The organism is Stutzerimonas chloritidismutans AW-1 (genome assembly GCF_000495915.1).
GTDB classification, from domain to species: domain Bacteria; phylum Pseudomonadota; class Gammaproteobacteria; order Pseudomonadales; family Pseudomonadaceae; genus Stutzerimonas; species Stutzerimonas chloritidismutans.
Genome location: NZ_AOFQ01000053.1, coordinates 1 through 25,503, shown reverse-complemented (window position 1 = coordinate 25,503; position 25,503 = coordinate 1). Strand labels below are relative to the sequence as shown.

Below are 25,503 nucleotides of genomic sequence, written 5' to 3'. Positions count from 1 at the left end.
CGGATATGTCAGTCGATACCCAGCTGCGACCAGAGTTCATCAACCCGCTGCTTCACCGCCGGGTCCTGAACGATGACCCGCCCCCATTCGCGGTTGGTCTCGCCCGGCCATTTGTGGGTGGCATCCAGGCCCATCTTCGAGCCCAGCCCGGAGATCGGCGAGGCAAAATCCAGGTAGTCGATCGGCGTGTTGTCGATCATCACCGTGTCGCGCTTGGGATCCATGCGTGTGGTGATGGCCCAGATCACATCGTTCCAGTCGCGGGCGTTGATGTCGTCGTCGGTGACGATGACAAACTTGGTGTACATGAACTGACGCAGGAAGCTCCACACGCCGAGCATGACCCGCTTGGCGTGGCCGGGATACTGCTTCTTCATCGTCACCACCGCCATGCGATAGGAACAGCCTTCCGGCGGCAGGTAGAAATCGACGATTTCCGGGAACTGCTTCTGCAGGATCGGTACGAACACCTCGTTCAGTGCCACGCCGAGAATCGCCGGCTCATCCGGCGGGCGCCCGGTATAGGTGCTGTGGTAGATCGGGTTTCGGCGATGGGTGATGCGCTCGACGGTGAACACCGGGAAGCGGTCGACCTCGTTGTAGTAGCCGGTGTGGTCACCGTAAGGTCCTTCATCGGCCATCTCGCCCGGATGGATATGCCCTTCGAGGACGATCTCGGCGTACGCCGGCACCTGCAGATCGGAGCCGACCGCCTTGACCAGCTCAGTGCGCGAACCGCGCAACAGGCCGGCGAAGGCATATTCGGACAGCGTATCGGGCACAGGCGTCACCGCACCGAGAATCGTCGCCGGATCCGCGCCCAGTGCCACGGCGACCGGGTACGGCCGATCCGGGTATTTATTGCACCATTCGCGGAAATCCAGCGCCCCGCCGCGATGACTGAGCCAGCGCATGATCACCTTGTTGCGGCCGATGACCTGCTGGCGGTAGATGCCGAGGTTCTGCCGCTCCTTGTTCGGCCCCTTGGTGATGGTCAGACCCCAGGTGATCAGCGGCGCGGCGTCGCCCGGCCAGCAGTGCTGTACGGGGATTGTCCCCAGGTCGACGTCATCACCTTCGATGATCACTTCCTGGCAGGGCGCGTCCTTAAGAACCTTGGGCGCCATGCTGATGACCTTCTTGTAGATCGGCAGCTTGCTCCAGGCGTCCTTCAGCCCCTTCGGCGGCTCCGGCTCCTTGAGAAACGCCAGCAGCTTGCCGATCTCACGCAGTTCGGAGACATCCTCGGCGCCCATACCGAGGGCGACCCGCTGCGGCGTGCCGAACAGATTGCCGAGCACCGGCATGTCGAAACCCGTCGGGTTCACAAAGAGCAGTGCCGGGCCCTGCTTGCGCAGGGTGCGGTCACAGATTTCGGTCATTTCCAGAACCGGGGAGACAGCAGCCGTGACGCGCTTGAGCTCACCGCGTTTTTCCAGGCCGCTGATAAAGTCGCGCAGATCGCGATACTGCATGCTTGAGCCTCGCATGGGCCGGCAGGGACGAGGCGCAAAGTTTAGCGCCCGCGTCGGGTTTTCCAAAACCTGCAGACAGACGAAGGCCGGGTTTCCCCGGCCTTGTTGGCAACGACGAGTCGCTTACTTGCGCTTCATGGACATGAAGAATTCGTCGTTGGTCTTGGTGTCCTTGAGCTTGTCGAGCAGGAACTCAATCGCAGCGCTTTCATCCATCGGATGCAGCAGCTTGCGCAGGATCCAGATGCGCTGCAGCTCTTCCTCGCTGGTCAGCAGCTCTTCGCGGCGAGTACCCGAACGGTTGATGTTGATGGCCGGGAAGACACGCTTCTCGGCAATGCGACGATCCAGTTGCAGCTCCAGGTTACCGGTGCCCTTGAACTCCTCGTAAATCATTGACCTCCTCGTAAATCCCCTCGTCCATCTTCGAGCCGGTCTCCACCAGCGCGGTGGCGAGAATGGTCAGCGAACCGCCTTCCTCGATGTTGCGCGCGGCACCGAAGAAACGCTTGGGCTTCTCCAGGGCGTGGGCATCGACACCACCAGTGAGCACTTTGCCGGAGCTCGGGATCACGGTGTTGTAGGCACGCGCCAGACGGGTGATGGAGTCGAGCAGAATGACCACGTCCTTCTTGTGCTCGACTAGGCGCTTGGCCTTCTCGATCACCATCTCGGCGACCTGCACGTGACGGGTTGGCGGCTCGTCGAAGGTGGAGGCGACCACTTCGCCGCGCACGGTGCGCTGCATCTCGGTCACTTCTTCCGGACGCTCGTCGATCAGCAGAACGATCAGGTGGCACTCGGGGTTGTTGCGGGTGATGTTGCTGGCGATGTTCTGCAGCATGATCGTCTTGCCCGCCTTTGGCGGAGCGACGATCAAGCCGCGCTGGCCCTTGCCGATCGGAGCACAGAGGTCGATTACGCGACCGGTGAGGTCTTCGGTGGAACCGTTGCCGGCTTCCATCTTCAGGCGCTCGTTGGCGAACAGCGGGGTCAGGTTCTCGAAGAGGATCTTGTTCTTCGCGTTCTCCGGCCGATCGTAGTTGATCGAGTCGACCTTGAGCAGGGCGAAGTAGCGCTCACCTTCCTTGGGAGGGCGGATCTTGCCGATGATGGTGTCACCGGTGCGCAGGTTGAAGCGGCGAATCTGGCTGGGCGAGACGTAGATATCGTCCGGGCCGGCCAGGTAGGAAGAATCCGCGGAGCGCAGGAAGCCGAAGCCGTCCTGGAGAATCTCCAGCACGCCATCACCGGAGATTTCCTCGCCGCTTTTAGCGTGCTTCTTGAGCAGGGAGAAAATCACGTCCTGCTTGCGCGAACGGGCCATGTTATCGATGCCCATCTGTTCGGCCATTTCCAGCAGTTCGGTGATGGGCTTTTGCTTGAGTTCAGTCAGATTCATAGAGAGAGTCAGGAAGGATGTAGAAAGCGATTAGCTTGAGAAGCCGCGCAGCAAGAGACGAACAGGTTCGTTGTGCTTTATGAGGCTGAAGTGCGTCGGCGACGGCGTGCAGAGGGCGACGGAAGAATGCGTCGCGAGGCCGAATTTAGCATCGTGCAGACGAAGCGTCCCCCCTGCCGATGAAAAAAGCCCCCGCGACTGCGAGGGCTTTAGAGGGGAACTTCGGCGAAGTCAGATGTTGCTGTCGAGGAACGCCGCTAGCTGCGACTTGGACAGTGCACCGACCTTGGTCGCCTCGACGTTGCCGTTCTTGAACAGCATCAGCGTCGGGATACCGCGCACGCCGTACTTCGGCGGGGTTTCCTGGTTCTCGTCGATATTGAGCTTGCAAACCTTCAGACGACCTTCGTAGTCCTTGGCGATCTCGTCGAGTACCGGCGCGATCATCTTGCACGGACCACACCACTCGGCCCAGTAGTCGACCAGTACGGGACCGTCGGCCTGGAGGACGTCCTGCTCGAAACTGCTGTCGCTGACATTGTTGATGTATTCGCTCATGGATTTTCTCCAGGGTCGGAACGGAAAGGTCGCCATCATAGCCCTACTGTGAGCGGATCGAAAGCTGCAGACCCTCGGGTCGGCGACGATCGCCCGCGAGCAGCGCCTCCGTGCGTCAACGACTGCGTTGGCGGATGGGGGCGATCATGTCAGGATGTCTGAGTTTTGCATCGAGACTGCCCAATGCGCCATAACACCGCTGAGACCTTTCCCATGATCGCCGCCCTGGATCTGGGCTCGAACAGCTTTCACATGGTGCTCGCGCGCACCAGCAATGGCGAAATGCGCATCCTCGAACGGCTCGGCGAGAAGGTCCAGCTGGCTGCCGGGATCGACGAAAACCGTCTGCTCGACGAGGCCGCCATGCAGCGTGGGCTGGACTGTCTGCGTCGCTTCGCCCAGCTGGTCAATCATCTGCCGCAGGGCGCCGTACGCATCGTCGGCACCAACGCACTGCGTGAAGCGCGCAATCGCGCCACCTTCATCCGCCGCGCCGAAGAGATCGTCAACCATCAGGTCGAGGTCATCTCCGGCCGCGAAGAAGCGCGCCTGATCTATCTCGGCGTGTCGCACACCATCCCGAGCAGTTCCGGCCGCCGCCTGGTGGCAGACATCGGCGGCGGCAGCACCGAGTTCATCATCGGCGAAGGGTTCGAATCGCAGCTGCGCGAAAGCCTGCAGATGGGCTGCGTGAGCTACACCCAACGCTTCTTCCGTGACGGCAAGATCACCCCGGCACGCTACGCCCAGGCCTACACCGCCGCGCGGGTAGAGCTGATGGGCATCGAGCACGGTCTGCGCCGGCTCGGCTGGCAGGAATCCATCGGCGCGTCCGGCACCATCCGGGCCGTCGGTCTGGCGATCAAGAGCGGCGGCTTCGGCAACGGCGAGGTCAACCTCGAAGGGCTGGGATGGCTCAAACGCAAGCTATTCAAGCTCGGCGACGTGGAGAAGATCGACATCGACGGCATCAAGCCGGACCGTCGCGGCGTGTTTCCTGCGGGCCTGGCGATTCTCGAGGCGATATTCGATGCGCTGGAGATCAGCAGCATGACCCACTCCGAAGGCGCCCTGCGCGAAGGGGTGCTCTACGACCTGCTAGGCCGTCACCATGACGAGGACATCCGTGACCGCTCGCTGAGCTTCCTGATGGAGCGCTACCACGTCGACATGGAACAGGCCGCGCGAGTCGAAGCCAAGGCGCTGGAGGCGTTCGACCAGGTGGCCGAGGCGTGGAGCCTGGATCAGGACTGGCACCGGGAGCTGCTCGCCTGGGCTGCACGGGTGCATGAAGTGGGCCTGGATATTGCGCACTACCACTACCACAAGCATGGCGCCTACCTGATCGAGCATTCCGACCTGCCCGGCTTCTCCCGTCAGGATCAGCTGATGCTGGCGCTGCTGGTGCGCGGCCACCGACGCAATATTCCTCAGGACAAGTTCGGCGAGACCGGGGTCGATGCCGATGCACTGGTGCGACTGTGCATCCTGCTGCGATTCGCCATCCTGTTCCATCACATCCGCGGTGCCAACGCCGTCTCCGAGGTGCAGCTAAAGGCGACCGAACGGGGCCTGGAGCTGATCTTCCCGACCGGCTGGCTGGGCGCGAACCCACTGACCAGGGCCGACTTCGAGGCCGAAGCCGCCTGGCTCGCGCGCGTGGGCTACGAACTGCGGATGAAATGAAACAAGGGCCCTAGGGGCCCTTGATGATACAGGTAACCAGTCTTCGCCTCCTCAGCCAGGCCGACGCGGCGCGCGCCAGCCACATGCCTGAAAACGCACCGCGGGAAACACCTGACTCAGCGCACGCCGACCTGCGGCCCGGTGAGACGCTCCAGCAACGTACTCTGTATGTTGCGCGCATTCTGATTACCGGTGGGGCTGTTGCGCAGGTAGCTGCCGTCAGGCTGCAGAATCCAGCTCTGGGTGTTGTCGCTGAGGAAGCCTTCCAGCTCCTTCTTAACCCGCATCACCAGTTTCTTGCCTTCCACCGGGAAACAGGTTTCCACCCGACGATCGAGGTTGCGCTCCATCCAGTCGGCACTGGACAGGTAGAGCTTCTCGTCGCCGTCATTCTGGAAGTAGAACACCCGACTGTGCTCAAGGAATCGGCCGATGATCGAGCGCACATGGATGTTGTGAGAGACACCGGCGATGCCCGGCCGCAGGCAGCACATGCCACGCACGATGAGATCGACACGCACGCCGGTCTGGCTGGCCTTGTACAGCGCCTTGATCATCTTCGGATCGGTCAGCGCATTGATCTTCAGAATGATATGCGCGGGCCGCCCCTCGGCCGCGTGCTGGGTTTCCTGCGCGATCAGGTCGAGCAGCGTCTTCTTCAGGGTAAATGGCGCGTGCAGCAGCTTCTTCATGCGCATGGTCTTGCCCATGCCGATCAACTGACTGAACAGCTTGGAGACGTCCTCACACAGCGCATCATCGGATGTCAGCAGACTGTAGTCGGTATACAGCCGGGCGTTGGCCGCGTGGTAGTTGCCGGTGCCCAGATGCGCGTAACGGCACAGCTCGCCATTCTCGCGACGCAGGATCAGCATCATCTTGGCGTGGGTCTTGTAGCCGACCACGCCATAGATCACCACCGCGCCGGCCTGCTGCAGGCGGCTGGCGAGCTGCAGGTTGGATTCCTCGTCGAAGCGCGCGCGCAGTTCGATCACCGCGGTAACTTCCTTGCCGCTGCGCGCCGCATCGACCAGCGCATCGACGATCTCCGAATTGGCACCCGAGCGATACAGCGTCTGCTTGATCGCCAGCACGCACGGGTCCTTCGCAGCTTCACGCAGCAGATCGACCACCGGCGTGAAGGACTCGAACGGGTGCAGCAGCAAGATGTCCTGCTTGTTGATCACACTGAATATCTTGTCGCTGTTCTGCAGCAACTTCGGAATTGATGGTGTGAAGGGGCTGTATTGCAGCTCCGGGTGACTGTCCAGCCCGGTGATGCTGAACAGGCGGGTCAGGTTGACGGGGCCGTTGACCCGGTACATTTCGCCCTCGCCCAGACTGAACTGCTTGAGCAGAAAATCGGCGAGGTGCTGCGGGCAGGTATCGGCCACTTCCAGGCGCACGGCATCGCCATAACGACGCGAGATCAGCTCGCCTCGCAGCGCGCGTGCCAGGTCCTCGACGTCCTCGGTGTCAACCGAAAGGTCGGCGTTACGGGTGAGGCGGAACTGGTAGCAGCCCTTGACCCGCATGCCGTGGAACAGGTCGTCGGCATGGGCATGGATCATCGAGGAGAGGAAGACGAAGTTGTCGCCGGCGCCGCCGACCGACTCCGGCACGCGGATCACCCGCGGCAGCAGGCGTGGCGCCGGGATGATCGCCAGACCGGAATCGCGGCCGAAGGCATCGACGCCTTCCAGCTCGACGATGAAGTTCAGGCTCTTGTTCACCAGCAGCGGGAACGGATGGGTCGGATCGAGACCGATCGGCGTAACGATCGGTGCAATCTCGTCGCGAAAATAGCGGCGCACCCAGGTCTTGAGTTTGGCCGTCCAGTGCCTGCGGCGAATGAAGCGGATCTGATGCTCGGCCAGCGCTGGCAGAAGCACGTCGTTGAGGATCGCGTACTGGCGGTCGACCTGTTCGTGGACCAGCTCGGATATGCGCGCCAGCGCCTGATGCGGCTGCAGGCCGTCGGCGCCCGCCTGTTCGCGGGCGAAGGTGACGCGCTTCTTCAGTCCGGCGACGCGAATCTCGAAGAACTCATCGAGGTTGCTGGAGAAGATCAGCAGGAACTTCAGCCGCTCCAGCAGCGGATAGGACTCATCCAGCGCCTGCTCGAGCACGCGGACGTTGAACTGAAGCTGAGAAAGCTCGCGATGGATGTACAGCGCACTGTCGTCCAGGTTGGTCACCAGCGCGACCGGCGTCTCCTCGACGACTTCCAGTGGCGCAGACACCACCTCGGGCAACGTCTGTTCCAGCACCTCGCCGACCACGGCGTCCTGCATATCCTTTTCGCTGAGTCCCTGGTTGATCATCGCTTTGCCTCGAAAGGGCTCACTGGCCCCGTTTTAATTGTTGTGCCGCCTGTTTGGCGAAGTAAGTCAGGATGCCATCGGCCCCAGCACGCTTGAAGCCGACCAAAGACTCAAGGATGACGGCCTCGCTCAGCCAGCCATTCTGGATGGCGGCCATGTGCATGGCGTACTCGCCGCTGACCTGATAGACGAAGGTCGGCGCCTTGAAGGCATCTTTGACCCGCCAGACGATATCCAGGTAGGGCAGACCGGGCTTGACCATCACCATGTCCGCGCCTTCGGCCAGGTCGGCGCCCACTTCGTGCAGCGCCTCGTCACCGTTGGCCGGGTCCATCTGATAGGTATTCTTGTTGCTCTTGCCGAGATTGGCGGCAGAGCCCACCGCATCTCGGAACGGGCCGTAGTAGGCGCTGGCGTATTTCGCCGAGTAGGCCATGATGCGCACGTTGTGGTGTTCGGCCACTTCCAGCGCCTCGCGAATCGCCTGGATACGACCATCCATCATGTCCGACGGCGCGACCACCTGAGCGCCGGCTTCGGCGTGGGACAGCGCCTGGCGGACCAGCGCGTCGACAGTGACATCGTTCTGCACGTATCCGCTGTCGTCGAGAATACCGTCCTGGCCGTGCGTGGTGAATGGATCGAGGGCTACGTCGGTGATGATTCCCAGCTCAGGGAACCGCGCGCGCAAGGCGCGCGTGGCGCGCTGGGCGATGCCCTCCGGGTTCCAGGCTTCGGCCGCATTGAGGGACTTCTTCTCCAGCGGTGTCACCGGAAACAGCGCCAGCGCCGGAATGCCCAGCGCCACCAGCTCTTCGGCCTCCTTGAGCAGCAGGTCGATGGACAGGCGCTCCACTCCCGGCATCGACGGCACCGGCTCGCGGCGGTTCTCGCCGTCGAGCACGAACACCGGCAGGATCAGATCATTGACGGTCAGCACATTTTCGCGCACCAGACGGCGGGAAAAATCGTCACGACGATTGCGACGCAGACGAGTAGCGGGGAACAGCCGGCTGGCAGGAACGAAACTCACGACGGACTCCTGGCCCGCAGAACGGGCGAATATGACGTTTATAGGCCCGACACATGACGAAATGATGACAACGCCAGGCCGTCGAGCCTCCGAAACCGCGCCCATTGTCGCCAGCCATGCCGGCGACTGCCAGTGCTTTGATCAGGCGCAAACTGCCGCGCCAGACCTGCGGCAATGAACACCGGCGCATCGCGCGAATCCAACGGAACGTGTGGGGCTTACCTGGAACCGTCCCAGGTATTAGCATCGAACGCATCCGCCGTGCCCGACGCAGGGCCGCTGAACTTGACCAGGAGTACCACCATGAACAAGAAAGTCGCCGTGATCCTCTCCGGCTGTGGCGTCTACGACGGCTCGGAGATCTACGAAAGCGTCATCACCCTGCTGCGCCTGGACCAGCGTGGCGTCAAGGTGCAGTGCTTCGCACCGAACATCCCGCAGATGCACGTGATCAATCACCTGACCGGCGACGAGATGCCGGAGTCGCGCAACGTGCTGACCGAGTCCGCTCGCCTGGCCCGCGGCGAGATCAAGGATCTGCGCGAGGCGCGCGCCGAGGATTTCGACGCGCTGATCATCCCCGGCGGTTTCGGCGCCGCGAAGAACCTCTCCAATTTCGCTACCGAAGGCGCCAGCAGCAAGGCACTGCCGGATGTCGTGGCGCTCGCGCAGGCCTTTGCCGAGGCACGCAAGCCGGTCGGGATGATGTGCATCGCGCCGACCATGGCCGCGCAGATCTTCGGCGCCGGCGTGGTCTGTACCCTTGGCAGTGACGAGGCCGATGCCGCCAAGGCGGTCGCGCAGATGGGCGCCGAGCATCAGGCGTGCGAAGTCAGCGACATCGTCGTCGACAAGCAGCATCGACTGGTCACCACACCGGCGTACATGCTGGCGCAATCCATCAGCGAAGCCGCTTCGGGCATCTACAAGCTGGTCGACCGGGTACTGGAAATGACCACCGAAGACTGATCCGAACGCCGCCAAATGATCCCGGGTCCGCCCGGGATTTTTTTGCGCGAAAGCCGCCAAAGCCGCGGCTGCTCGTGCCGCCACTCTGTTCAGCGCGAACATCCTCGGGCAGCTTGATCGCTCATCCACAGGAACACCGACCATGAACCACGACGACGCCCTGCTCGCCGAGCAGGCCCAGGCGGTACGCCAGATGTTCGAACGCATCCCCTTCAACCAGGCGCTGGGCATCGAACTGGATGAGGTATCGACCTCCCAGGTCGTCATGCACCTGCCGATGAAGCCGGAGCTGGTCGGCAACTTCGTCCACGGCATCCTGCATGGCGGGGTCATCGCCTCGCTGCTGGACGTGGCCGGCGGGGCGATGGCAATGCTCGGCGCCTTCGACAAGCATCGCCATTTGACCACCCAGGAGCGCGCCGCACGGCTTTCCCGGCTGGGAACCATCGATCTGCGCATCGACTACCTGCGCCCAGGCCGAGGCACCCGCTTCAGTGCCAGCGCGATGCTGCTGCGCTCGGGCAACAAGGTCGCAGTGGTGCGTTCTGAGCTGCACAACGAACTGGGCACCCTGATCGCCGTGGGCACCGGCACTTATCTTTGCGGTTGATCAGCCGATAGGAGATTGGCGGCCAGGGCGACCTCTCGTACACTCTGCCGCAGATGGCCATGCGCCACTATTCTCACGAGGCAGGACGCCCGACTGTTCGAGTGCCGCCGCGTGTCCAGACTTCTGTTTTCCGACCTTCCCGCCGACCAGATTGCCCTGCTCGGCCACAGTCACGACCCTCTGCTGGTCGTTCTCTCCTACCTCGTCGCCAGCGCGGCGGCGTTCACCGCACTGGCGCTGGCCAATCGGGTCAGCCGCAGCGGCAGCCCGCGCGGCCGCGACTTGTGGCGTTGGGTCGGCGCGTTCGCTCTGGGTGGCGGCATCTGGTCGATGCACTTCATCGGCATGCTGGCCTTCAGCGCGCCACTGGACATCAGCTACGACCATCGCATCACCCTGCTTTCGCTGCTGATCGCCATGGCCGTGTCCTATGTAGTGATGCGTCTGCTCGGCCGCGATCGCCTCAGCGTGCCGCAGTACGCGCTGGCCGGCACGGCCGCCGGCATCGGCATCGCCGCCATGCACTACACCGGGATGGCGGCGATACGCTCGCTGGCCACGCTCTACTACGCACCGCTGGCCTTCGCTGCCTCTGTTCTGATCGCCATCGGCGCCTCGATCGCCGCGCTGGTGCTGGGATATCACTTCCGCGCCAGCCAGAGCCGGCACCAGCACTGGCAGCGCCTGCTCTGCAGCATGTTGATGGGCGCGGCGATCGTTTCGATGCACTACACCGGCATGCATGCGCTGATCCTGGCAGTCCCCGCCCACATGCTGGAGCACACCGCCCCGTTCGGCAGTCATGGCGGCCAGCATGCCGTCCTCGCCTCGGCAATCGGTCTGGTCGCGCTGCTGGTGATCGTCACCGGCATCGCCGCCAGCTGGGCCGAGCAGCGCTTCAGCGAGCAACGCCAGGCACTCGACCAGGCCGAGCACCAGCTCAACGCGATGACCCATTACGACCCGCTGACCAACCTGTTCAACGGTCGCGCCTTCACCGAGATGGTCACCCAGGTCCTGGCCGCGCGCGAGGAACGTCAGGCGCTGGCCGTGCTGGTGGTGGATCTGGACAACTTCAAGCGCATCAACGACAGCCTCGGCCACCGCAGCGGCGACCTGGCATTGCAACAGGCGGCGCATCGAATCCGCGCGGTACTCGGTCAGCACGACATGCTGGCGCGCTTCTCCGGCGACGAGTTCTGCGTCTTGACCCTCGGCCAGTGGGAGCAGGCCCAGGCGCTGGCCAACCACATCCTCGAACAGCTGCGCCCGCCCTTCACCCTCGGCGACACCCAGCTGCGCCTGACCGCCAGCATCGGCATCAGCCAGTACCCCGAAGACGGCCTGAACTTCGATGCGCTGTTCCGCCACGCCGGCCTCGCGGTCGGCCAGTGCAAGGCCAGCGGCCGCAACCGCAGCCTGCGCTTCAACCCCGCGCTGGAACTGCGCGCCCAGGAGGATCTGTCGCTGGAACAGGACCTGCGCCGGGCACTGAACGAAAACCTCCTCAGCGTGAACTATCAGCCCATCGTCGATGGCCGCAGCGGCGAGCCGGTGAGCCTCGAGGCGCTGGTGCGCTGGCAGCATCCGCAGCAGGGTTTCATCAGCCCCGAGCGCTTCGTCGGACTGGCCGAGCAACACGGTTTCGTCGCCGAGCTGGACGCCTGGGTCGCGCGCCGCGCCTGTGCCGACCTGGTCGCCTTGCTCGATGAGGGCCACGACCTGCGGGTAGCGGTCAATTGCTCAGCGCTCAACCTGTCCAATCTGCAGATGCCGGAGGTCGTCGCGCGCATTCTCGAACGTACCGGTCTCGACCCGGCGCGGCTGACCGTGGAAGTCACCGAGAATGCGCTGATGAACAGCCTTGGCGCGGCGGTGCGCACCCTCGATGCCGTCCGTGAGCTCGGGGTGAAGGTGTCCATTGATGATTTCGGCAGCGGCTATTCCTCGCTGGCCTACCTGCGCAAGCTGCCGGTGGACACCCTCAAGGTCGACCGCGCCTTCGTTCAGGAAATCGCCGAGCAGGCCAATGACCGTGCCATCACCGCGGCGATCATCGCCATGGCGCATAAACTCGGTCTCAAGGTGGTGGCCGAAGGCGTCGAGGAGGAGGTTCAGCTGGCCTACCTGCGCGAAAACGGCTGCGATTACATCCAGGGCTACCACTACAGCCGCCCGCTGCCATTGTCGGCACTGCGCGACTGGCTGGCCGCGCGGCAGCCGCTCACTGCGGGCGCGACAATCGCGTGAGCAGGCGATCCAGGGAATTGGCGAAGGCCTGGCGGTCGCGCTCGCTGTAGGCCCCCTGGCCGCCGCCCATCTGGCCCTGATCGCGTAGATCGGTGAACAGGTTGCGCACCGCCAGCCGCTCGCCCATGTTGCGCTCGTCGAACTCGCGACCGCGCGGGTCGAGCGCCGCGACGCCCTTCTTCACCAGTCGATCGGCCAGCGGAACGTCGCTGCAGATCACCAGGTCACCCGGGGCGGCATGTTCGACCAGATAGTCATCGGCTGCATCCGGCCCGCTCGGCACCACGATCAGCCGCACGCAGGCGAACGCCGGCTTGACCTGGCTCTGGCCGGCAACCAGCAGCACCTCAAACCGCCGTTTGAGGGCGAACTTGATCACCTGGTCCTTGGCTGCGCGCGGGCAGGCATCGGCATCGATCCACACGCGCATGGCGGTTGCCTCGCTCATGCCGCCGCGCGCCTTACCGTCGCCAGCAGCGCCGCCGCGCCGGCAAACATTGCGGCGAAACTGCGATTGACCAGGCGCTGCTGACGCGGCGTGCGCAACAGCCGCAGCGCTTTCGCCGCCAGCCCGGTGTAGCCGGCCATGACGATCAGGTCGACCACCACCATGGTCGCGGCCATCTCGCTGTATTGCAGCAGCAACGGCCGCTGCGGGTCGAGAAACTGCGGCAGTACGGCGAGGATGAAAACGATTGCCTTGGGGTTGCTGGCGTTGACCACAAACCCGCGCAGCATCAGGCTCAGCGGCCTGCCGATGGGTCGCGGGGCGGCGGAATCATCCAGCGCCTCGGGCTGCATCACCCAGCGCCTCGGGCTGCCCCTGCCACTGCTTCCAGGCCAGCCAGAGCAGGTAGCCGACGCCGAACCACTTGATCAGGCTGAATGCCAGTTCCGACGTGGCCAGCACCGCACCGACGCCCGCCGCGACCACGGCGATCTGCAGCACCAACGCCAGCTGCAGGCCGATGGCATTCCAGTAGCCGCGCCAGAAGCCGTACTGCAGCCCGCAGGACATCGAGGCGATAGCGCCGGCACCCGGCGACAGGCTGATCACCCAACAGGCAACGAAGAACGCGAGCCAGGATTCCAGGGACATGCTGATTACCTCCATTCAACGAGCGCCGGCCGCCCGGCCGGCGCTTCGGTTCAGTCCGGCGAGCCCTTGCCCAGCTTTACCGGCTCCTTGAGCTTGCGCTTCATCGCCTTGCGCATGCGAATGTTCAGTGCCTCGACACCCAGCGAGAAAGCCATGGCGAAGTAGACGTAGCCCTTCGGTACATGCACATCGAAGGCTTCAGCGATGAGCAGCGTGCCGACGACGATGAGGAACGACAGCGCCAGAATCTTCAGCGTCGGATGCTTGTCGATGAACTCGCTGATGGTACCGGCAGCCAGCATCATCACCAGCACCGCGATGACGATCGCCGCGACCATCACCGGGACGTTCTGCACCAGACCGACCGCCGTGATCACCGAGTCCAGCGAGAAGATGATGTCGATCACCGCGATCTGCAGGATGATCCCGATAAACCCGGCCTTCACCACGGCGCCGCCCGCAGCCTGCTCCTCTTCCTCGCCTTCGACGCTGTGCCAGATCTCCATGGTGCTCTTGAACAGGAGGAACAGGCCTCCGAAGAACAGGATCAGGTCGCGCCCGGAAACGCCCTCACCCAGCACCGTGAACAAGTCATTGGTCAGGCGCATCACCCAGGCGATGGATAGCAGCAGCAGGATCCGCGTGCCCATGGCCAGCGCCAGGCCGAAGAAGCGCGCCTTCGGCTGCTGCTCCTTGGGCAGGCGGCTGACCAGAATCGAAATGAAGATGATGTTGTCGATGCCGAGGACGATTTCCAGGGCGGTCAGGGTCAGAAAGGCGACCCATATCTCAGGGTTGCTGAGCCATTCCATGAGGGTTCTTACTCGTTGGGGTTACGGTTATAGAGTTGCACTTCGCTGCCACGCCAACGGCGTACGGCCTTCTGGAAGAACAGGCTGTTGGGCACCTGCACGATGGCGCCGGTGCCGGCTTCGGCCACCTCTTCCAGGGTGGTGTAGACCAGATTGATGTCGATAACCCGACCCTTGACGATCGGCTTGTCGAACGCCTCGACAATTTCCACCACATCGCCCAGCCGGAACGGGCCGACAGTGAGGATGAGCACCGCACAGAGCAGGTTGGACAGCACGCTCCAGATCGCGAAGAAGGCGATGGCCGCCACTGCGACGAAACCGGAGATGGCTGTCCACAGCACGGTGGCGGAGACGCCGAAGCGCTCCAGCACCATGAGCAGCGCGCCGCCGATGATGAACCAGCGAATACCGCCGCGCACCGGGATCAGCAATTCCGGCGGCAACGGGTAACGCGACGACAGCCGAGTCAGTCCACGGGCGACCAAGCGTTGCAGGACATAGGCGACCAGCAGGATCAACAGCACCTGCAAGCCCAGCATCCACTGCAAGCGCCATTCTTCAACCAATGTCAGCCAGGGTTCGCTCATGCACTGGCCTCCAGTTGCGCCTGCAGGCTCTCCAGTATTTCCAGCGCCTCCAGCCAGGCTTCCTCCAGCTCGCCTTCGCGAACCTTCAGCTCGGCCTGCTTGGCCAGCAGCTCACGCAGCTCGTCCTTGCGAGCAGACTCATAAAGCGCACTGTCGCCCAGCTGCGCCTCGAGCGTCGCCAGCTTCTCGTGCACCATCGCCAGATCCTTCTCCAGTTTGTCCGCCTGGCGCTTGTGCGGCGCCAACTGCTGGCGCAGGGCGGCGGCGGCCTGGCGCTGGGCGCGCTTGTCGGTCTTGTCCGCCGCAGGCTCGCCGCTGGCCACGGGTTGCTGGCGCGCACGGTAATCCACCAGCCAGCGTGCATAGTCCTCAAGGTCGCCGTCGAAACTCTGCACCTGACCGTCGGCGACCAACAGGAACTCGTCGGTGGTGCTCTTGAGCAGATGACGGTCGTGGGATACGACCAGCACCGCACCTTCGAAATCCTGCAGGGCCAGGGTCAGCGCCAGGCGCATTTCCAGGTCGAGGTGGTTGGTCGGTTCGTCGAGCAGCAACAGGTTGGGCTTGCCCCAGGCGATCAGCGCCAGCGCCAGGCGCGCTTTCTCGCCGCCGGAAAAATTCAGCACCGGCTCGTCGCAGCGCGCGCCGCGGAAATCGAAGCCGCCGAGAAAATCACGCAGCGTCTGCTCGCGCTCGGCCGGAGCGATGCGCTGCAGGTGCAGCAAGGGGCTGGCCTTGGGATCGAGCGAATCCAGCTGATGCTGGGCGAAATAGCCGACCGCCAGGTTCTCGCCGCGCTGCAGGCGGCCGGACAGCGGGGCCAGTTCAGCGGAGAGTGTCTTGATCAGCGTTGACTTGCCGGCACCATTCGGCCCCAGCAAACCAATGCGCGCGCCGGGCACCAGCTGCAGCTTGACCTTGTCCAGCACCACCTTTTCGCCGTAGCCGAGGCGCCCTTCGGCGAGGTCCAGCAAGGGGCTGGACACCTTGTCCGCCTCGCGGAAGCGGAAGTCGAACGGCGAGTCCACGTGCGCCGGCGCCAGTTCTTCGAGGCGCTCCAGCGCCTTGATCCGGCTCTGGGCCTGGCGTGCCTTGGTCGCCTGGGCCTTGAAGCGGCGGATATAGCTTTCCATGTGGGCGCGCTGCGCCTGCTGCTTCTCGAAGGCCTGCTGCTGCTGCGCCAGACGCTCGGCGCGAGTTCTTTCGAAGGCCGAGTAGCCGCCGCGGTAGAGCGTCAGTTTGCGCTGTTCCAGATGGATGACGTGATCGACCACCGAGTCGAGGAAGTCGCGGTCGTGGGAAATCAGCAGCAAGGTGCCGGGGTAGCCCTTGAGCCAGTCCTCGAGCCAGAGGATCGCATCGAGATCCAGGTGGTTGGTTGGTTCGTCCAGCAGCAACAGGTCGGACGGGCACATCAGTGCCTGGGCGAGGTTGAGACGCATGCGCCAGCCACCGGAGAAGCTGCTGACCGGCAGCGCCATCTGCTCGTTGGCAAAGCCCAGCCCGGCGAGCAGCTTGCGCGCGCGGGCGTCAGCGCTGTAGCCGTCGACGTTGTCCAGCTCGGTGTGCAGACGCGCCAGCGCATTGCCATCGTGGGCCTGTTCGGCGGCGGCAAGCTCGCGCTGAATGCGCCGCAGCTCGACGTCGCCATCGAGCACATAGTCCACCGCCAGGCGATCGAGGGTATCGATCTCCTGGCGCATGTGCGCGATGCGCCAGTCCGGCGGCAACTGGCAATCGCCGCCGTCGGGTACCAGCTCGCCACGCAGCAGCGCGAAGAGGGTGGATTTGCCAGCGCCATTGGCGCCGATCAGGCCGGCCTTCTGGCCGGGGTGCAGGGTCAGCTCGGCGCCTTCCAGCAAACGCTGAGGGCCACGCTGTAGAGTGAGGTTCTGGAGTCGGATCATAATGCCGGCGAGTTTATCAGTTCGCCTGGAAAGCCAGCCGGGCCACCCGCAAAAAAAGGCGTGCCACTTATGCCCAACCTGGATCTCTGGACGTTTGCCCTCAACTGCTACGCACGAGAGGGGGTCGAGACTGCCTGCCTGGAACTGCAAAGTCAGGGGGCGGATGTGTGTGTGCTGATCTGCGCGGCCTGGCTGGAAGCACGCGGGGTGGCCTGCAATCAGGAGCGGATGTGTGTATTGGAAGAGGTCGCCGCACCGTGGCGACACATAGTGGTGGAGCCGCTGCGCGAACTGCGTCAGGCATGGCGCTCGCCGGCTGAACAGGACGAAGCGCTGCGAGAACTGCGCAAAACACTCAAGACACTGGAACTGCAAGCCGAGCGCAGCCTGCTGGAACGGCTACAGACGGCAAGCCGCGAATGGAACGATAGCGCTGACGCCAACCAGTGGTTGAGCGCTCTTGCGCCGACAGGTAGTTGCCGCGTTGCGCTGGAAACCCTGCGCAACGCGGCCTATCAGACTCAGCTGGAGCTGGCCGGTGTCTGAGTCGCGGTGCGCTTGGCTGCAGGTTTGCGAGTGGCAGGCTTTTTCGCCACGGCCTTGGCGGCGGGCTTCGCAGTCGCAGGCTTGGCCGCTGAGTCAGCCGCGGCGGGCGCTGCACTGTCAGCTGATTGCGAGGCCGCAGCGGGTTTGGCCACAGTAGCCGAGCGGGCGCGAGTCGGTGCCTTGGCCGGTGCAGGACGTGAGGCTGCAGGCTTGGCCGCGGCACCGCCAGCTGATGTCTTCGCTGCTGTCTTGGTCGGTGCTTTCGTTGGAGCCTTGGCTGGCGTTTTAGCGGCCGGCGCTGTCGCTGCCTTGGTGGTCGGAGCCTTGGAGGATGTTGCTGCCGATTTGGCTGCAGTCGAGGCGGCCTTGCTGGCCGGCTTGCGCGCTGCCGGACGGGAGGTTGCGGCGGGCTTGACGGCCGTCGCCTGCTGCTGGGCGCGCAAGGCCTTGTCAGCGTCATCTGCGACCTTGCGGATGCCCTGAGCCAGCTTCAGGCTCTGCTCGACATCACGCTTGAGGTCGGCCAGGTAACTCAGGGTTTCGCTCTGCCGGCTCTGCAGCAATGCAAGGGATTCTTCCAGCTCGCCGAGTCGGGAACGCGCTTTGGTTTGCGCCTTGGTCTTGCCCGTGCTGCCGGCCTCGTCGAGCTTGGCGCGCGCCTTGGTCAATTTGTCTTGCGCCTTGCCACGCTGCTTTTGCAGCTTGGCGAGGGCACTTTCGGCATCCTTGATCGCCTGGCTGCAGGCTTTGTCCAGATGCTCGATGAGACTATGGGAAAGCTGCTGCAGCAGATGCAGCGGAGTGGTGACCGACTTCTTCTTCGCGGGCATGAAAGTGCCTCCTGGCGGGAACGATGCCCCCATACTAGACGGCCCGCCAGGTGGCCGCCAGGGGACGCAAAGCGCCACACCCGCCGAAGCGGATGGAAGATCTCAGGCCGGAGCAGCCGCCTGCTTGTGCGCGGTATGCAGCACCTCGATTAGGCAGTCTTCCAGCTCGAACCGCTCATGCAACAGCTGACCGAGTTTCTTGAGCTCATCGGCCAAGCCCGGGCTACCCAGGCAATCGCCCTTCTCGCAACGATCGTTGAAGCCCAGCGAGACTTGGGTGATGGTTTCGATACGCGGATATATCTGCTTGGCCAGTTCGATGGCGCGAGCATCACCGAAGGCTTCGGCCTCGGCGAGCAGTTGTTCATAGATTTCGAAGTGGCCGGCAGAGACGTAGTCGACCAGATATTCGCAAAACCGCTGCAGGGCCTGGCGAGCGGCGGCATCGTCACGCTCGGTATGCAGCCCGTCGTACGCATTGATAAGCGCGTGGCGCTCGTTCAACCAACGGTCGATCAGCAGATGTACACCACCCCAGCGTTCCTGGGCATTCCGACAGCTCTCGAGCATGATGACCTCACTTCCCTAATCGATGTTGCTTTACGCCATTCCGAGACGTTTTTGTCTTTCGGTATCGGCCTTTGGGTGAGTGACGGTGACGAGTGGCAAGAATCCGTCACCGCACGAGCAGACTATGCCGCGCTGCTCGAAGCATCAAGCAAAATGCCGACGAATCTTGCGAGCGCAGCGGCACCGGGTGGATGCCGCACGTCGAGAAGAAGACCGCACAAGCGTGACGGGAGTTCGCCGGGGAAGGTAAAGATCGGTTCAGTCGCGACGCAGCAGTTGCCACGCACAGACGATGGCCATGCCGATGAAGCCCAGCAGGCTCCACTCGGGGATGCTCAGGCCGAGCATGGTCCAGCTCACCTCGGCGCACTCGGCGGTACCGTGCAGCACCAGCCGCGCGATCTCCTGAAACGGCAACGCCTCCATCATGTATTCCAGGCTCGGCAGGCAACTCGGCAGCTGATCGGCCGGCACGCTCTGCAACCAGATCTGGCGAATCGCCGTGGCCGCGCCGGCAGCCACGAAGAGCAAGGCGAAACCGGAGTAGACGCGCCGCCCCGTCTTTGCCGGCCCGTGAATCGCCGCGGCCAGGCAGATCAGGCCGAAACCGATGACGCAGATGCGCTGGACAATACACAGTGGGCAAGGCGCAAGCCCCATCACGTGCTCCATGTAGAGCGCGATGGCGATCAGCAGGGCGCTGCCCAGAGAGGCGAGAGCGAACAGGGAACGAGGGCTGGCCAGGCGCATGATGGCTCCACTAGCTGGAAAAGTTCGCTACGGTAGTGGAAACGTCGATAGGCTTACAAGCCGCGGCAGCGTCAGGCCCGCCACATGGCGGACCTGACTAACCGATCACAAGGTGGCCGGGAGATTTCGATCCAGCAGAACCACGCCCTGCTGGAATAGCCGATTGCTGCTTTCGGTATCACCCAGCTGAGCCAGCAGCCGCGCCAGTTCAGCACAGGTTTCCGGACGATGATCGAAGCGCAGACTCGCTTCCAGGTAATCACGCGCCTTGCCCCACAGCTCGTTGCGCAGGCTGATCCGCCCCAGCGCCAGCAGCAGCACCGGGTTCTGCGGATGATCCTTGAGCCAGCCTTCGGCGTGTGCGAGCTGGCGCGCCGGAACGCGACCCTGCACCCTTCCATAGCGTTCGACCAAGCGATCATCGAACTGGCGTTTGATCGCCGTGTAGAGCACCTCTTCGGCCTTCGCCTGAGCGCCGAGACGAGCGAGCCCATCCGCATACGCACGCACCGCCAACGGCTCGCTGCGCAGCGCGCTGGGCACAGTCTGCCAGCGCTGGTTCAGCGCTTCGAGGCTGGTCTCGGCAGGCAGCTCGGAGGGCTGACCGGCCTGCTCCACCGCGGCAGTCCAGGCCAGCACTTCCAACTCGTTCAGGCGTGCCGGTGGCAGTACGCGGTGCTTGCGCAGCTCCGGCAGCAACCGGCACAGCGCCGACCAGTCCTCCAGCTGCACGTAGAGTTGTTGGAGCAAGGTAAGAACGTAAGGGTGACGCGGATGGTCGTTTTGCAGTTCACCAAGCGATGCGCGCGCCTCGACATACTGGCCGCGGGCGATCTGCAGCTGCGCCTGCGTCAGGCCGATCGCCAGCGCCGCCTCGGGCTCGCGCTCGCGCGCCTTCTGCAGCAGCTCGTCGCTCTGCGCATATTCACCCAGCTCATTGGCTGCGCGCGCAGCACCCAGGTAATGCACCAGCGGCTGCTGATCCTTTTCTGCCGCCAACTGCAGATGCCCCAGCGCCGGCGCCCACTGCCCCTCGGCAAGCTCGCGCAACCCGCGGCGAGAAGCCTTCTCCACCCGCCGGGCGCGGTGCCGGCGCGACCAGGGGTTGACCAGCGCCCCGGAGACCTGCAGCAGCCCGAGCAACCAGTGCACCACCATGGCCACCAGCCAGAGGCAGGCGACCAGTGCGAGGAATACCCAGAAGCTGGATTCGTAGCGGAACTGGTCGTAGGTGATCAGCACGTAGCCGGCACTCTGGCTGATTGCCCAGCCGAGAAAGCCCGCGATCGCCAGCAGAAGGATGAATACAAGAGCCAGACGTTTCATGTGCGCTGAGCCTCCTGCGCCTCATTCTCGACCTCGGGCTCAGCCGACGAATCTGAGGATTCAGACGATTCCGGCGCTTGCGCCTCATCGCCGCGCTCACGCTTCTGCACGTAGCCCTGCAGCGCCTGCAATGCTGGCGCGAGATCAGGCAGGGTCACCTCCACCTCGCGCCGTGACAGCTCGTCGAGACGCTTGCGCAGGCCACTCGCCTGGCCATTGTCTTCGCTGAAGTGATCCTTGAGCACAGAGCTGGCCTGCTCCAGCGACTGCCGGTAGACCTCGGCATTGCCATTGAGCACCGCCCACTGGGCCTGCTCGATGGCCAGCGAAAGGGCCAGTCGCACCTGTCCCAGGGTCTGTCCGGCGAGCAGCGGCTTGACGTCGCCACTGGCATCGAACTCCACACGCACATAGCGCGTCAGCTCGTTCAGCCAGCGCTGCCAGCGGCTGTCCTGCGCGCTTTCCGACTGCGCCTCGCCATTGACGAACTCCGGTGCCAGCGCGCTGAGCTGAGCGGTCTGCCCGCGCAAGGCGCCGAGCTGCAGAAACAGCCCGGTGCGATCGAGCTCCGGCAGGCTGCGCAGGGCTTCGAGCCCTTCCAGCAGCTTCTGCCGCGTGCTGTAGGCACCGGGATCGTCCTGTTTCTGCAGAATCAGGTCAGCTTCGTGCACCAGCATCTCGGCGCTGTTCACGTCCTGCATGGCCGAGAGCTGCAGCATTGCCATGCGCAGCAGGTGTTCTGCCTCGGCCAAGCGCCACTCTTCGCGACTGGCACCGAGCACCTGCTCGACACGCCCGGAAAGGCGCTGTTGATCGCTCTGCAATGTCGCCAGCAAGCGCCGCCGCTCCTCCAGCTCGCTAGCCGAAGGCAGCTGCTCCAGCCGGCCCAGACGTGCCGCCAGCTCACGCTCACGCTCGGCCAGCTGGCGAGTCTTCTCATCGGCACTCTGCAGGGCTTCGAGCTGACGATCCTCGTCGGCGCCAAGCTGCTGCAGCTGCCAGACACCATAGCCGCCAAGCGCCACACCGCCCAGCCCGACCAGCAGCGCCAGAGCCGCAAGAGACTTCCCGCCACCGCTGGACGCCGGCCGGGATGGCGCAGGCCTGGCGGGTTTGACCGGATCGACGGCGGGGGGCGGCTCACTGGCGGGGGGGTGCAGCGGTTCTTTCTTGGGGTCTGCTTCGCTCACGTTTCCATCCTTTGCTTCAGGAGGCGGTCACCGCGGTTTCCCGCAACGCCGCCAGCAAGGCCGCGACGGTGGCGCCGCGGCAATCCACAATTCGTTTGGCGCCCAGCTGCCGAGCCATCTCCGCCACCCGCGGACTGGGTACGAACAAGGGTAGCTCAAGCATTTCGGGCCAGGTATCGGCCGCCAGCTCACGCAGCGACAGCAAACCCTGCCCACTGCTGACCACCAGGCCGTTGAGCCGTTCCGAGCGGAGCGTGGCGGCGAGTGTTCCCGCGGGGTAATCGGGCAGGTAGCGCCGGTACAGCTCGAGGATATCCACCTGCACCCCGCGCGCGCGCAATGTCTCGGCGAGCAGCTCGCGGCCGCCCTCCCCACGCAGGATCAGCACCTTCGGATCGGGTCGTGCCAACGCCTCGCCGAGCCGCGGCAGCGCCAGCAGCGCCTCGCTGTCGTCGCCGCGCTCCGGCCAGCTGGCGTCCAGTCCGTAGTCGGCGAGTATCGCACCGGTGGCGGCGCCGACGCTGAACCAGGCCTGGGCGAACGGTGGCTGCGGCCAATAGCGGTCGAGTAGCTCGATACCCAGCCGGGCCGCCGGCTTGCTGACCACAATGACCGCGCAGTAGCGATCCAGCTCGAGAACCGTCGCGCGCTGCTCGGCGGTTTCCGGCAAGGGTTCGATCGCCAGCAGCGGCAGGCTGGCACCGTGAATCCCGGCTTCAGCCAATACCGCCGCAACCGCGCCACACTCCTCGGCCGGCCGGGTCAGCAGCAGACGCCAGCCGGTCACGCGTGACCAGCCTCGCCGTAGACTGCCTGGAGAATCTGCTCCGCGCCCTGATCCAGCAGCGCTTCGGCAACCTGCACCCCCAGCGCCTCGGCATCGGCGGCGGGCGCACGGCCCTCGGCGCGCAGCAGCACGGTGCCGTCCGGCTGGCCGACCAATCCGCGCAACCACAGCTGGTCGCCTTCGAGCACCGCGTAACAGGCGATCGGCACTTGGCAGCCGCCGTTCAAGCGCTTGTTCAAGGCGCGCTCGGCGACGACACGTGTCGCGGTCGGCGCGTGGTTCAGGCATTCCAGCAGCGCATGCAGTTCGCTGTCGGTGGTACGGCATTCGATGCCGACCGCACCCTGACCGCCGGCCGGCAGGCTCTCGTCGACGCTGATGCTGGAGCGGATGCGTTCACCGAAGCCAAGGCGGATCAGCCCGGCGGCAGCGAGGATGATGGCGTCGTACTCGCCAGCATCGAGCTTGGCCAGTCGGGTGTTAACGTTTCCGCGCAGGAACTGGATCTTCAGGTCCGGTCGACGCGCCAGCAGCTGGGCCTGACGGCGCAGCGACGAGGTGCCGACCACACTGCCGGGCGGCAGCGCATCGAGGTCGTCGAAATGATTGGAGACGAAGGCGTCGCGCGGGTCTTCACGCTCGCAGATGCAGTACAGGCCCAGCCCTTCGGGAAACTCCATCGGCACATCCTTCATGGAGTGCACGGCGATGTCCGCTTCGTTCTCCATCAGCGCTGTTTCCAGCTCCTTGACGAACAGGCCCTTGCCGCCGATCTTCGCCAGCGGCGCGTCAAGCAGCTTGTCGCCGCGGCTGACCATCGGCACCAGGCTGACCTTCAGCCCTGGGTGGGACGCCTCCAGGCGCGCCTTGACGTATTCGGCCTGCCACAGGGCCAGGGCACTCTTGCGGGTAGCGATGCGAATTTCGCGAGACATGGGCAATTCCAGAACAGTGAATTGCCGGCGATGATAACAGGCCGGACAACCAGCCTGGGTTGGCCGGAATCAAGTAAAAGGTGGTGTCACGCCACCGCGCCGGCGCCCGCCAGCTGCACGAGCTGACGGCCTCCAACGCAGCGAACCGTACTGGTTCAGAGGTTCTGCATCAGCTTGCGCACACCGGCCACATGGCGACGGCTCACCGTCAGCGCCTCACCCTCGAGCCCCTTGAGGAACAGCTGGAAATGCCCGAGCGGCGTGCGCTGCAGGCGCTCGATACGATCACGGAACACCAGCGCGTTGCGGTGAATACGCACGAAGCGCTCGCCGAACTCGTCTTCCAGAGACTTCAACGGCTCGTCCAGCAGCACCTCGCCACCGATATGGCGCAGGGTGACGTACTTGTGGTCGGCGATGAAGTAGATCACGTGGTCCAGCGGAATCAGCTCGATGCCCTTGCGGGTACGCGCGCTGATGTGGGTGCGAGGCCCGGCACCGGAAACCGCTGCCGGCCGGGTCAACGCAGCGAGCTGCACTCGGTTCGGCCGTTCCGCCTTCTTCAAGGCCTCGGTGAGGTGTTCCGGGCGCACCGGCTTGACCAGATAGCCAACCGCGCTGACCTGGAAAGCCTCCAGAGCAAATTCATCATGGGCAGTACAAAAGATCACGGCAGGCGGCGCATCCGTCTCGCAAAGCCTGGCTGCAACCTGCAGGCCATCTAGCCCCGGCATGCGGATATCCAGCAGCACGACATCAGGGCGCAGTTCCTCGATCAGCGTCAGTGCTTCTTCGCCATTGCTGGCAGCGGGCTCGAGGACACGATAGCCGTCGAGGTCACCTACCAGTCGGCTGAGGCGCTCGCGGGCTAGAGGTTCGTCATCGACAATCAGGACATTCATATAGATCTGGCTTCCTGCGTTTGTCTCGCACATGGATAGCGTAGACATGTGTAATGGCGGCCTTCACGGCGCTCCACGCTGAGACTCGCTAGCGGACCGAAAAGTGCCGCTAATCGTGCGTCGATGTTCTGCAGACCCTGCCGTGTCCCGCGTGAAGCCTGCGCTTGAGCGGTTTCGTCGAAGGGGTTGCTGACCACCAACTGAAACACGCCATCGACATAATCGGCGGTTACGCTCACCACACCTCCCTCGATACGGGGCTGGATGCCATACACCAGCGCATTCTCCAGCAACGGTTGCAGCGTCAGCTGCGGAATCGGCAGATCGTCCGGTACGCCGGCGACCTGCCAGTCCATCTGTAGACGGTCGCCCAGGCGATATTGTTCGATCGACAGGTAGCGCCGCGACAACTCCAGCTCCTCGCTCCAGGCCACCAACGTGCCGGGTCGGGCCAGGCTGGCACGGAACAGGTCCGACAGATCCAGCACCGCCTGCTCTGCCTTGACCGGATCGCTGGCCACCAGTGCGGCGATGCTGTTGAGGCTGTTGAACAGGAAATGCGGACGGATGCGCGCCTGCAGCGACTCGATCCGTGCCCGCAGTTCGGCCTGCTCCTGGCGGCGCCACTGGCTCTGCAGATAGAAATAGCGTAGCAACAGCCCGGACATGATCAGGCTGATCAGCGCGTGACGCAGGTAGAGATTGACCTCTCCGTCGCGCGAAAGCGGGCCGCCGAGCTGGTAGATATCGGCCACCGCGGTGCAGGCCAGGGTCAGCCCGACCACCAGCGCGCAGCAGGCCAGCCCGGCGAAGGCAGTGCGCAGACGCGCCAGCACGGGTCGCAGCAGACACATGGTGCCGGCCGAGAGCAGCACGATCCACTGCACGAACAACGACGTCAGCGCCAGCCGCATCCAGTCAAAGCCAGGCTGCATCGGCTCCGCCCGCACCC

Annotated in this window: 22 protein-coding genes and 2 pseudogenes; 5 read left to right on the top strand and 19 right to left on the bottom strand. The window is 64.2% G+C overall.

Translation table 11 applies throughout. The features are described from left to right. Positions 1-8 precede the first annotated feature (8 nt). The 3 genes and pseudogenes from ubiD to trxA form a co-directional block, all read right to left on the bottom strand. Positions 9-1,475, bottom strand: a complete 1,467-nt coding sequence (gene ubiD / locus F753_RS41310; RefSeq protein WP_023446110.1) for a 4-hydroxy-3-polyprenylbenzoate decarboxylase — start codon at positions 1,473-1,475, stop codon at positions 9-11. A 123-nt stretch (positions 1,476-1,598) separates the two neighbouring features. Next, positions 1,599-2,877, bottom strand: a pseudogene (rho, locus tag F753_RS41305) (transcription termination factor Rho). 231 nt (positions 2,878-3,108) lie between these two features. Continuing rightward, positions 3,109-3,435: a thioredoxin TrxA gene (trxA, locus tag F753_RS41300; protein ID WP_003283463.1), complete on the bottom strand. Its 327-nt coding sequence runs from the start codon at positions 3,433-3,435 to the stop codon at positions 3,109-3,111. Positions 3,436-3,618: 183 nt separating this feature from the next. Here trxA and ppx point away from each other — a divergent pair, with 183 nt between their 5' ends. Next, positions 3,619-5,121, top strand: coding sequence for an exopolyphosphatase (gene ppx / locus F753_RS41295; protein ID WP_014821733.1), 1,503 nt, complete (start codon positions 3,619-3,621; stop codon positions 5,119-5,121). A 116-nt stretch (positions 5,122-5,237) separates the two neighbouring features. On the opposite strand, the gene ppk1 is transcribed toward ppx, so the two are convergent. Together ppk1 and hemB are read right to left on the bottom strand one after the other, a co-directional pair. Beyond that, complete coding sequence (gene ppk1 / locus F753_RS41290) at positions 5,238-7,445, bottom strand: polyphosphate kinase 1 (RefSeq protein WP_023446109.1); 2,208 nt, start codon at positions 7,443-7,445, stop codon at positions 5,238-5,240. A gap of 19 nt (positions 7,446-7,464) precedes the next feature. Beyond that, entirely contained in the window at positions 7,465-8,478 is a 1,014-nt protein-coding gene (gene hemB / locus F753_RS41285; protein ID WP_023446108.1) for a porphobilinogen synthase, read from the bottom strand. 303 nt (positions 8,479-8,781) lie between these two features. Between hemB and elbB the strand changes: the two genes are divergently transcribed. The 3 genes from elbB (at position 8,782) to F753_RS41270 (ending at position 12,307) form a co-directional block, all read left to right on the top strand. After that, positions 8,782-9,447 carry an isoprenoid biosynthesis glyoxalase ElbB gene (elbB, locus tag F753_RS41280; protein ID WP_003301082.1) on the top strand — a complete coding sequence of 222 codons (666 nt, stop codon included), beginning with the start codon at positions 8,782-8,784 and terminating at the stop codon, positions 9,445-9,447. 142 nt (positions 9,448-9,589) lie between these two features. Beyond that, positions 9,590-10,057 (top strand): thioesterase family protein, encoded by a 468-nt coding sequence (locus tag F753_RS41275; RefSeq protein WP_003301083.1) that lies wholly within the window; start codon positions 9,590-9,592, stop codon positions 10,055-10,057. A gap of 111 nt (positions 10,058-10,168) precedes the next feature. Continuing rightward, complete coding sequence (locus tag F753_RS41270) at positions 10,169-12,307, top strand: putative bifunctional diguanylate cyclase/phosphodiesterase (RefSeq protein ID WP_023446107.1); 2,139 nt, start codon at positions 10,169-10,171, stop codon at positions 12,305-12,307. Here F753_RS41270 and F753_RS41265 read toward each other — a convergent pair. The 5 genes and pseudogenes from F753_RS41265 to F753_RS41245 form a co-directional block, all read right to left on the bottom strand. Beyond that, on the bottom strand, positions 12,282-12,737 hold the full coding sequence (locus F753_RS41265; protein WP_031298057.1) for a YaiI/YqxD family protein: 456 nt from the start codon (positions 12,735-12,737) through the stop codon (positions 12,282-12,284). The two genes, F753_RS41270 and F753_RS41265, sit on opposite strands and share 26 nt — an antisense overlap. Positions 12,738-12,751: 14 nt before the next feature. Further along, positions 12,752-13,406: pseudogene (locus F753_RS41260) on the bottom strand (LysE family transporter). Positions 13,407-13,456: 50 nt separating this feature from the next. Then, positions 13,457-14,218 carry a TerC family protein gene (locus tag F753_RS41255; protein WP_023446103.1) on the bottom strand — a complete coding sequence of 254 codons (762 nt, stop codon included), beginning with the start codon at positions 14,216-14,218 and terminating at the stop codon, positions 13,457-13,459. Between the two features lie 8 nt (positions 14,219-14,226). Continuing rightward, entirely contained in the window at positions 14,227-14,808 is a 582-nt protein-coding gene (locus F753_RS41250) for a mechanosensitive ion channel domain-containing protein (protein ID WP_014821740.1), read from the bottom strand. Next, a complete protein-coding gene (locus F753_RS41245; RefSeq protein ID WP_023446102.1) occupies positions 14,805-16,715 on the bottom strand; it encodes an ATP-binding cassette domain-containing protein in 1,911 nt (636 codons plus the stop codon). Before F753_RS41245 ends, F753_RS41250 begins: the two co-directional genes overlap by 4 nt. 69 nt (positions 16,716-16,784) lie before the next feature. On the opposite strand from F753_RS41245, the gene F753_RS41240 reads away from it, so the two are divergent. Then, the gene (locus F753_RS41240) at positions 16,785-17,261 is read left to right on the top strand and encodes a TIGR02444 family protein (RefSeq protein WP_023446101.1); all 477 of its coding nucleotides are present in this window, start codon (positions 16,785-16,787) and stop codon (positions 17,259-17,261) included. On the opposite strand, the gene F753_RS41235 is transcribed toward F753_RS41240, so the two are convergent. The 9 genes from F753_RS41235 to F753_RS41195 form a co-directional block, all read right to left on the bottom strand. Beyond that, positions 17,237-18,091: an AlgP family protein gene (locus tag F753_RS41235; protein WP_023446100.1), complete on the bottom strand. Its 855-nt coding sequence runs from the start codon at positions 18,089-18,091 to the stop codon at positions 17,237-17,239. The two genes, F753_RS41240 and F753_RS41235, sit on opposite strands and share 25 nt — an antisense overlap. Positions 18,092-18,193: 102 nt before the next feature. Then, a complete protein-coding gene (locus F753_RS41230; RefSeq protein WP_014821744.1) occupies positions 18,194-18,661 on the bottom strand; it encodes an Rsd/AlgQ family anti-sigma factor in 468 nt (155 codons plus the stop codon). Positions 18,662-18,919: 258 nt separating this feature from the next. Continuing rightward, the gene (locus F753_RS41225) at positions 18,920-19,411 is read right to left on the bottom strand and encodes a disulfide bond formation protein B (RefSeq protein ID WP_014821745.1); all 492 of its coding nucleotides are present in this window, start codon (positions 19,409-19,411) and stop codon (positions 18,920-18,922) included. 105 nt (positions 19,412-19,516) lie between these two features. After that, positions 19,517-20,737 (bottom strand): heme biosynthesis HemY N-terminal domain-containing protein, encoded by a 1,221-nt coding sequence (locus F753_RS41220; RefSeq protein WP_023446099.1) that lies wholly within the window; start codon positions 20,735-20,737, stop codon positions 19,517-19,519. Then, positions 20,734-21,927: a uroporphyrinogen-III C-methyltransferase gene (locus F753_RS41215; protein ID WP_023446098.1), complete on the bottom strand. Its 1,194-nt coding sequence runs from the start codon at positions 21,925-21,927 to the stop codon at positions 20,734-20,736. Before F753_RS41215 ends, F753_RS41220 begins: the two co-directional genes overlap by 4 nt. Positions 21,928-21,943: 16 nt before the next feature. Continuing rightward, positions 21,944-22,714: a uroporphyrinogen-III synthase gene (locus F753_RS41210; protein ID WP_023446097.1), complete on the bottom strand. Its 771-nt coding sequence runs from the start codon at positions 22,712-22,714 to the stop codon at positions 21,944-21,946. Beyond that, positions 22,711-23,649, bottom strand: coding sequence for a hydroxymethylbilane synthase (gene hemC, locus F753_RS41205; protein WP_023446096.1), 939 nt, complete (start codon positions 23,647-23,649; stop codon positions 22,711-22,713). The genes F753_RS41210 and hemC overlap by 4 nt, the downstream gene beginning before the upstream one ends. Before the next feature lie 155 nt (positions 23,650-23,804). Next, complete coding sequence (locus tag F753_RS41200; RefSeq protein WP_014821750.1) at positions 23,805-24,551, bottom strand: LytR/AlgR family response regulator transcription factor; 747 nt, start codon at positions 24,549-24,551, stop codon at positions 23,805-23,807. Next, on the bottom strand, positions 24,548-25,503 hold a 956-nt coding region (locus F753_RS41195), incomplete at its 5' end, for a sensor histidine kinase (RefSeq protein WP_023446095.1). The genes F753_RS41200 and F753_RS41195, both read right to left, overlap by 4 nt.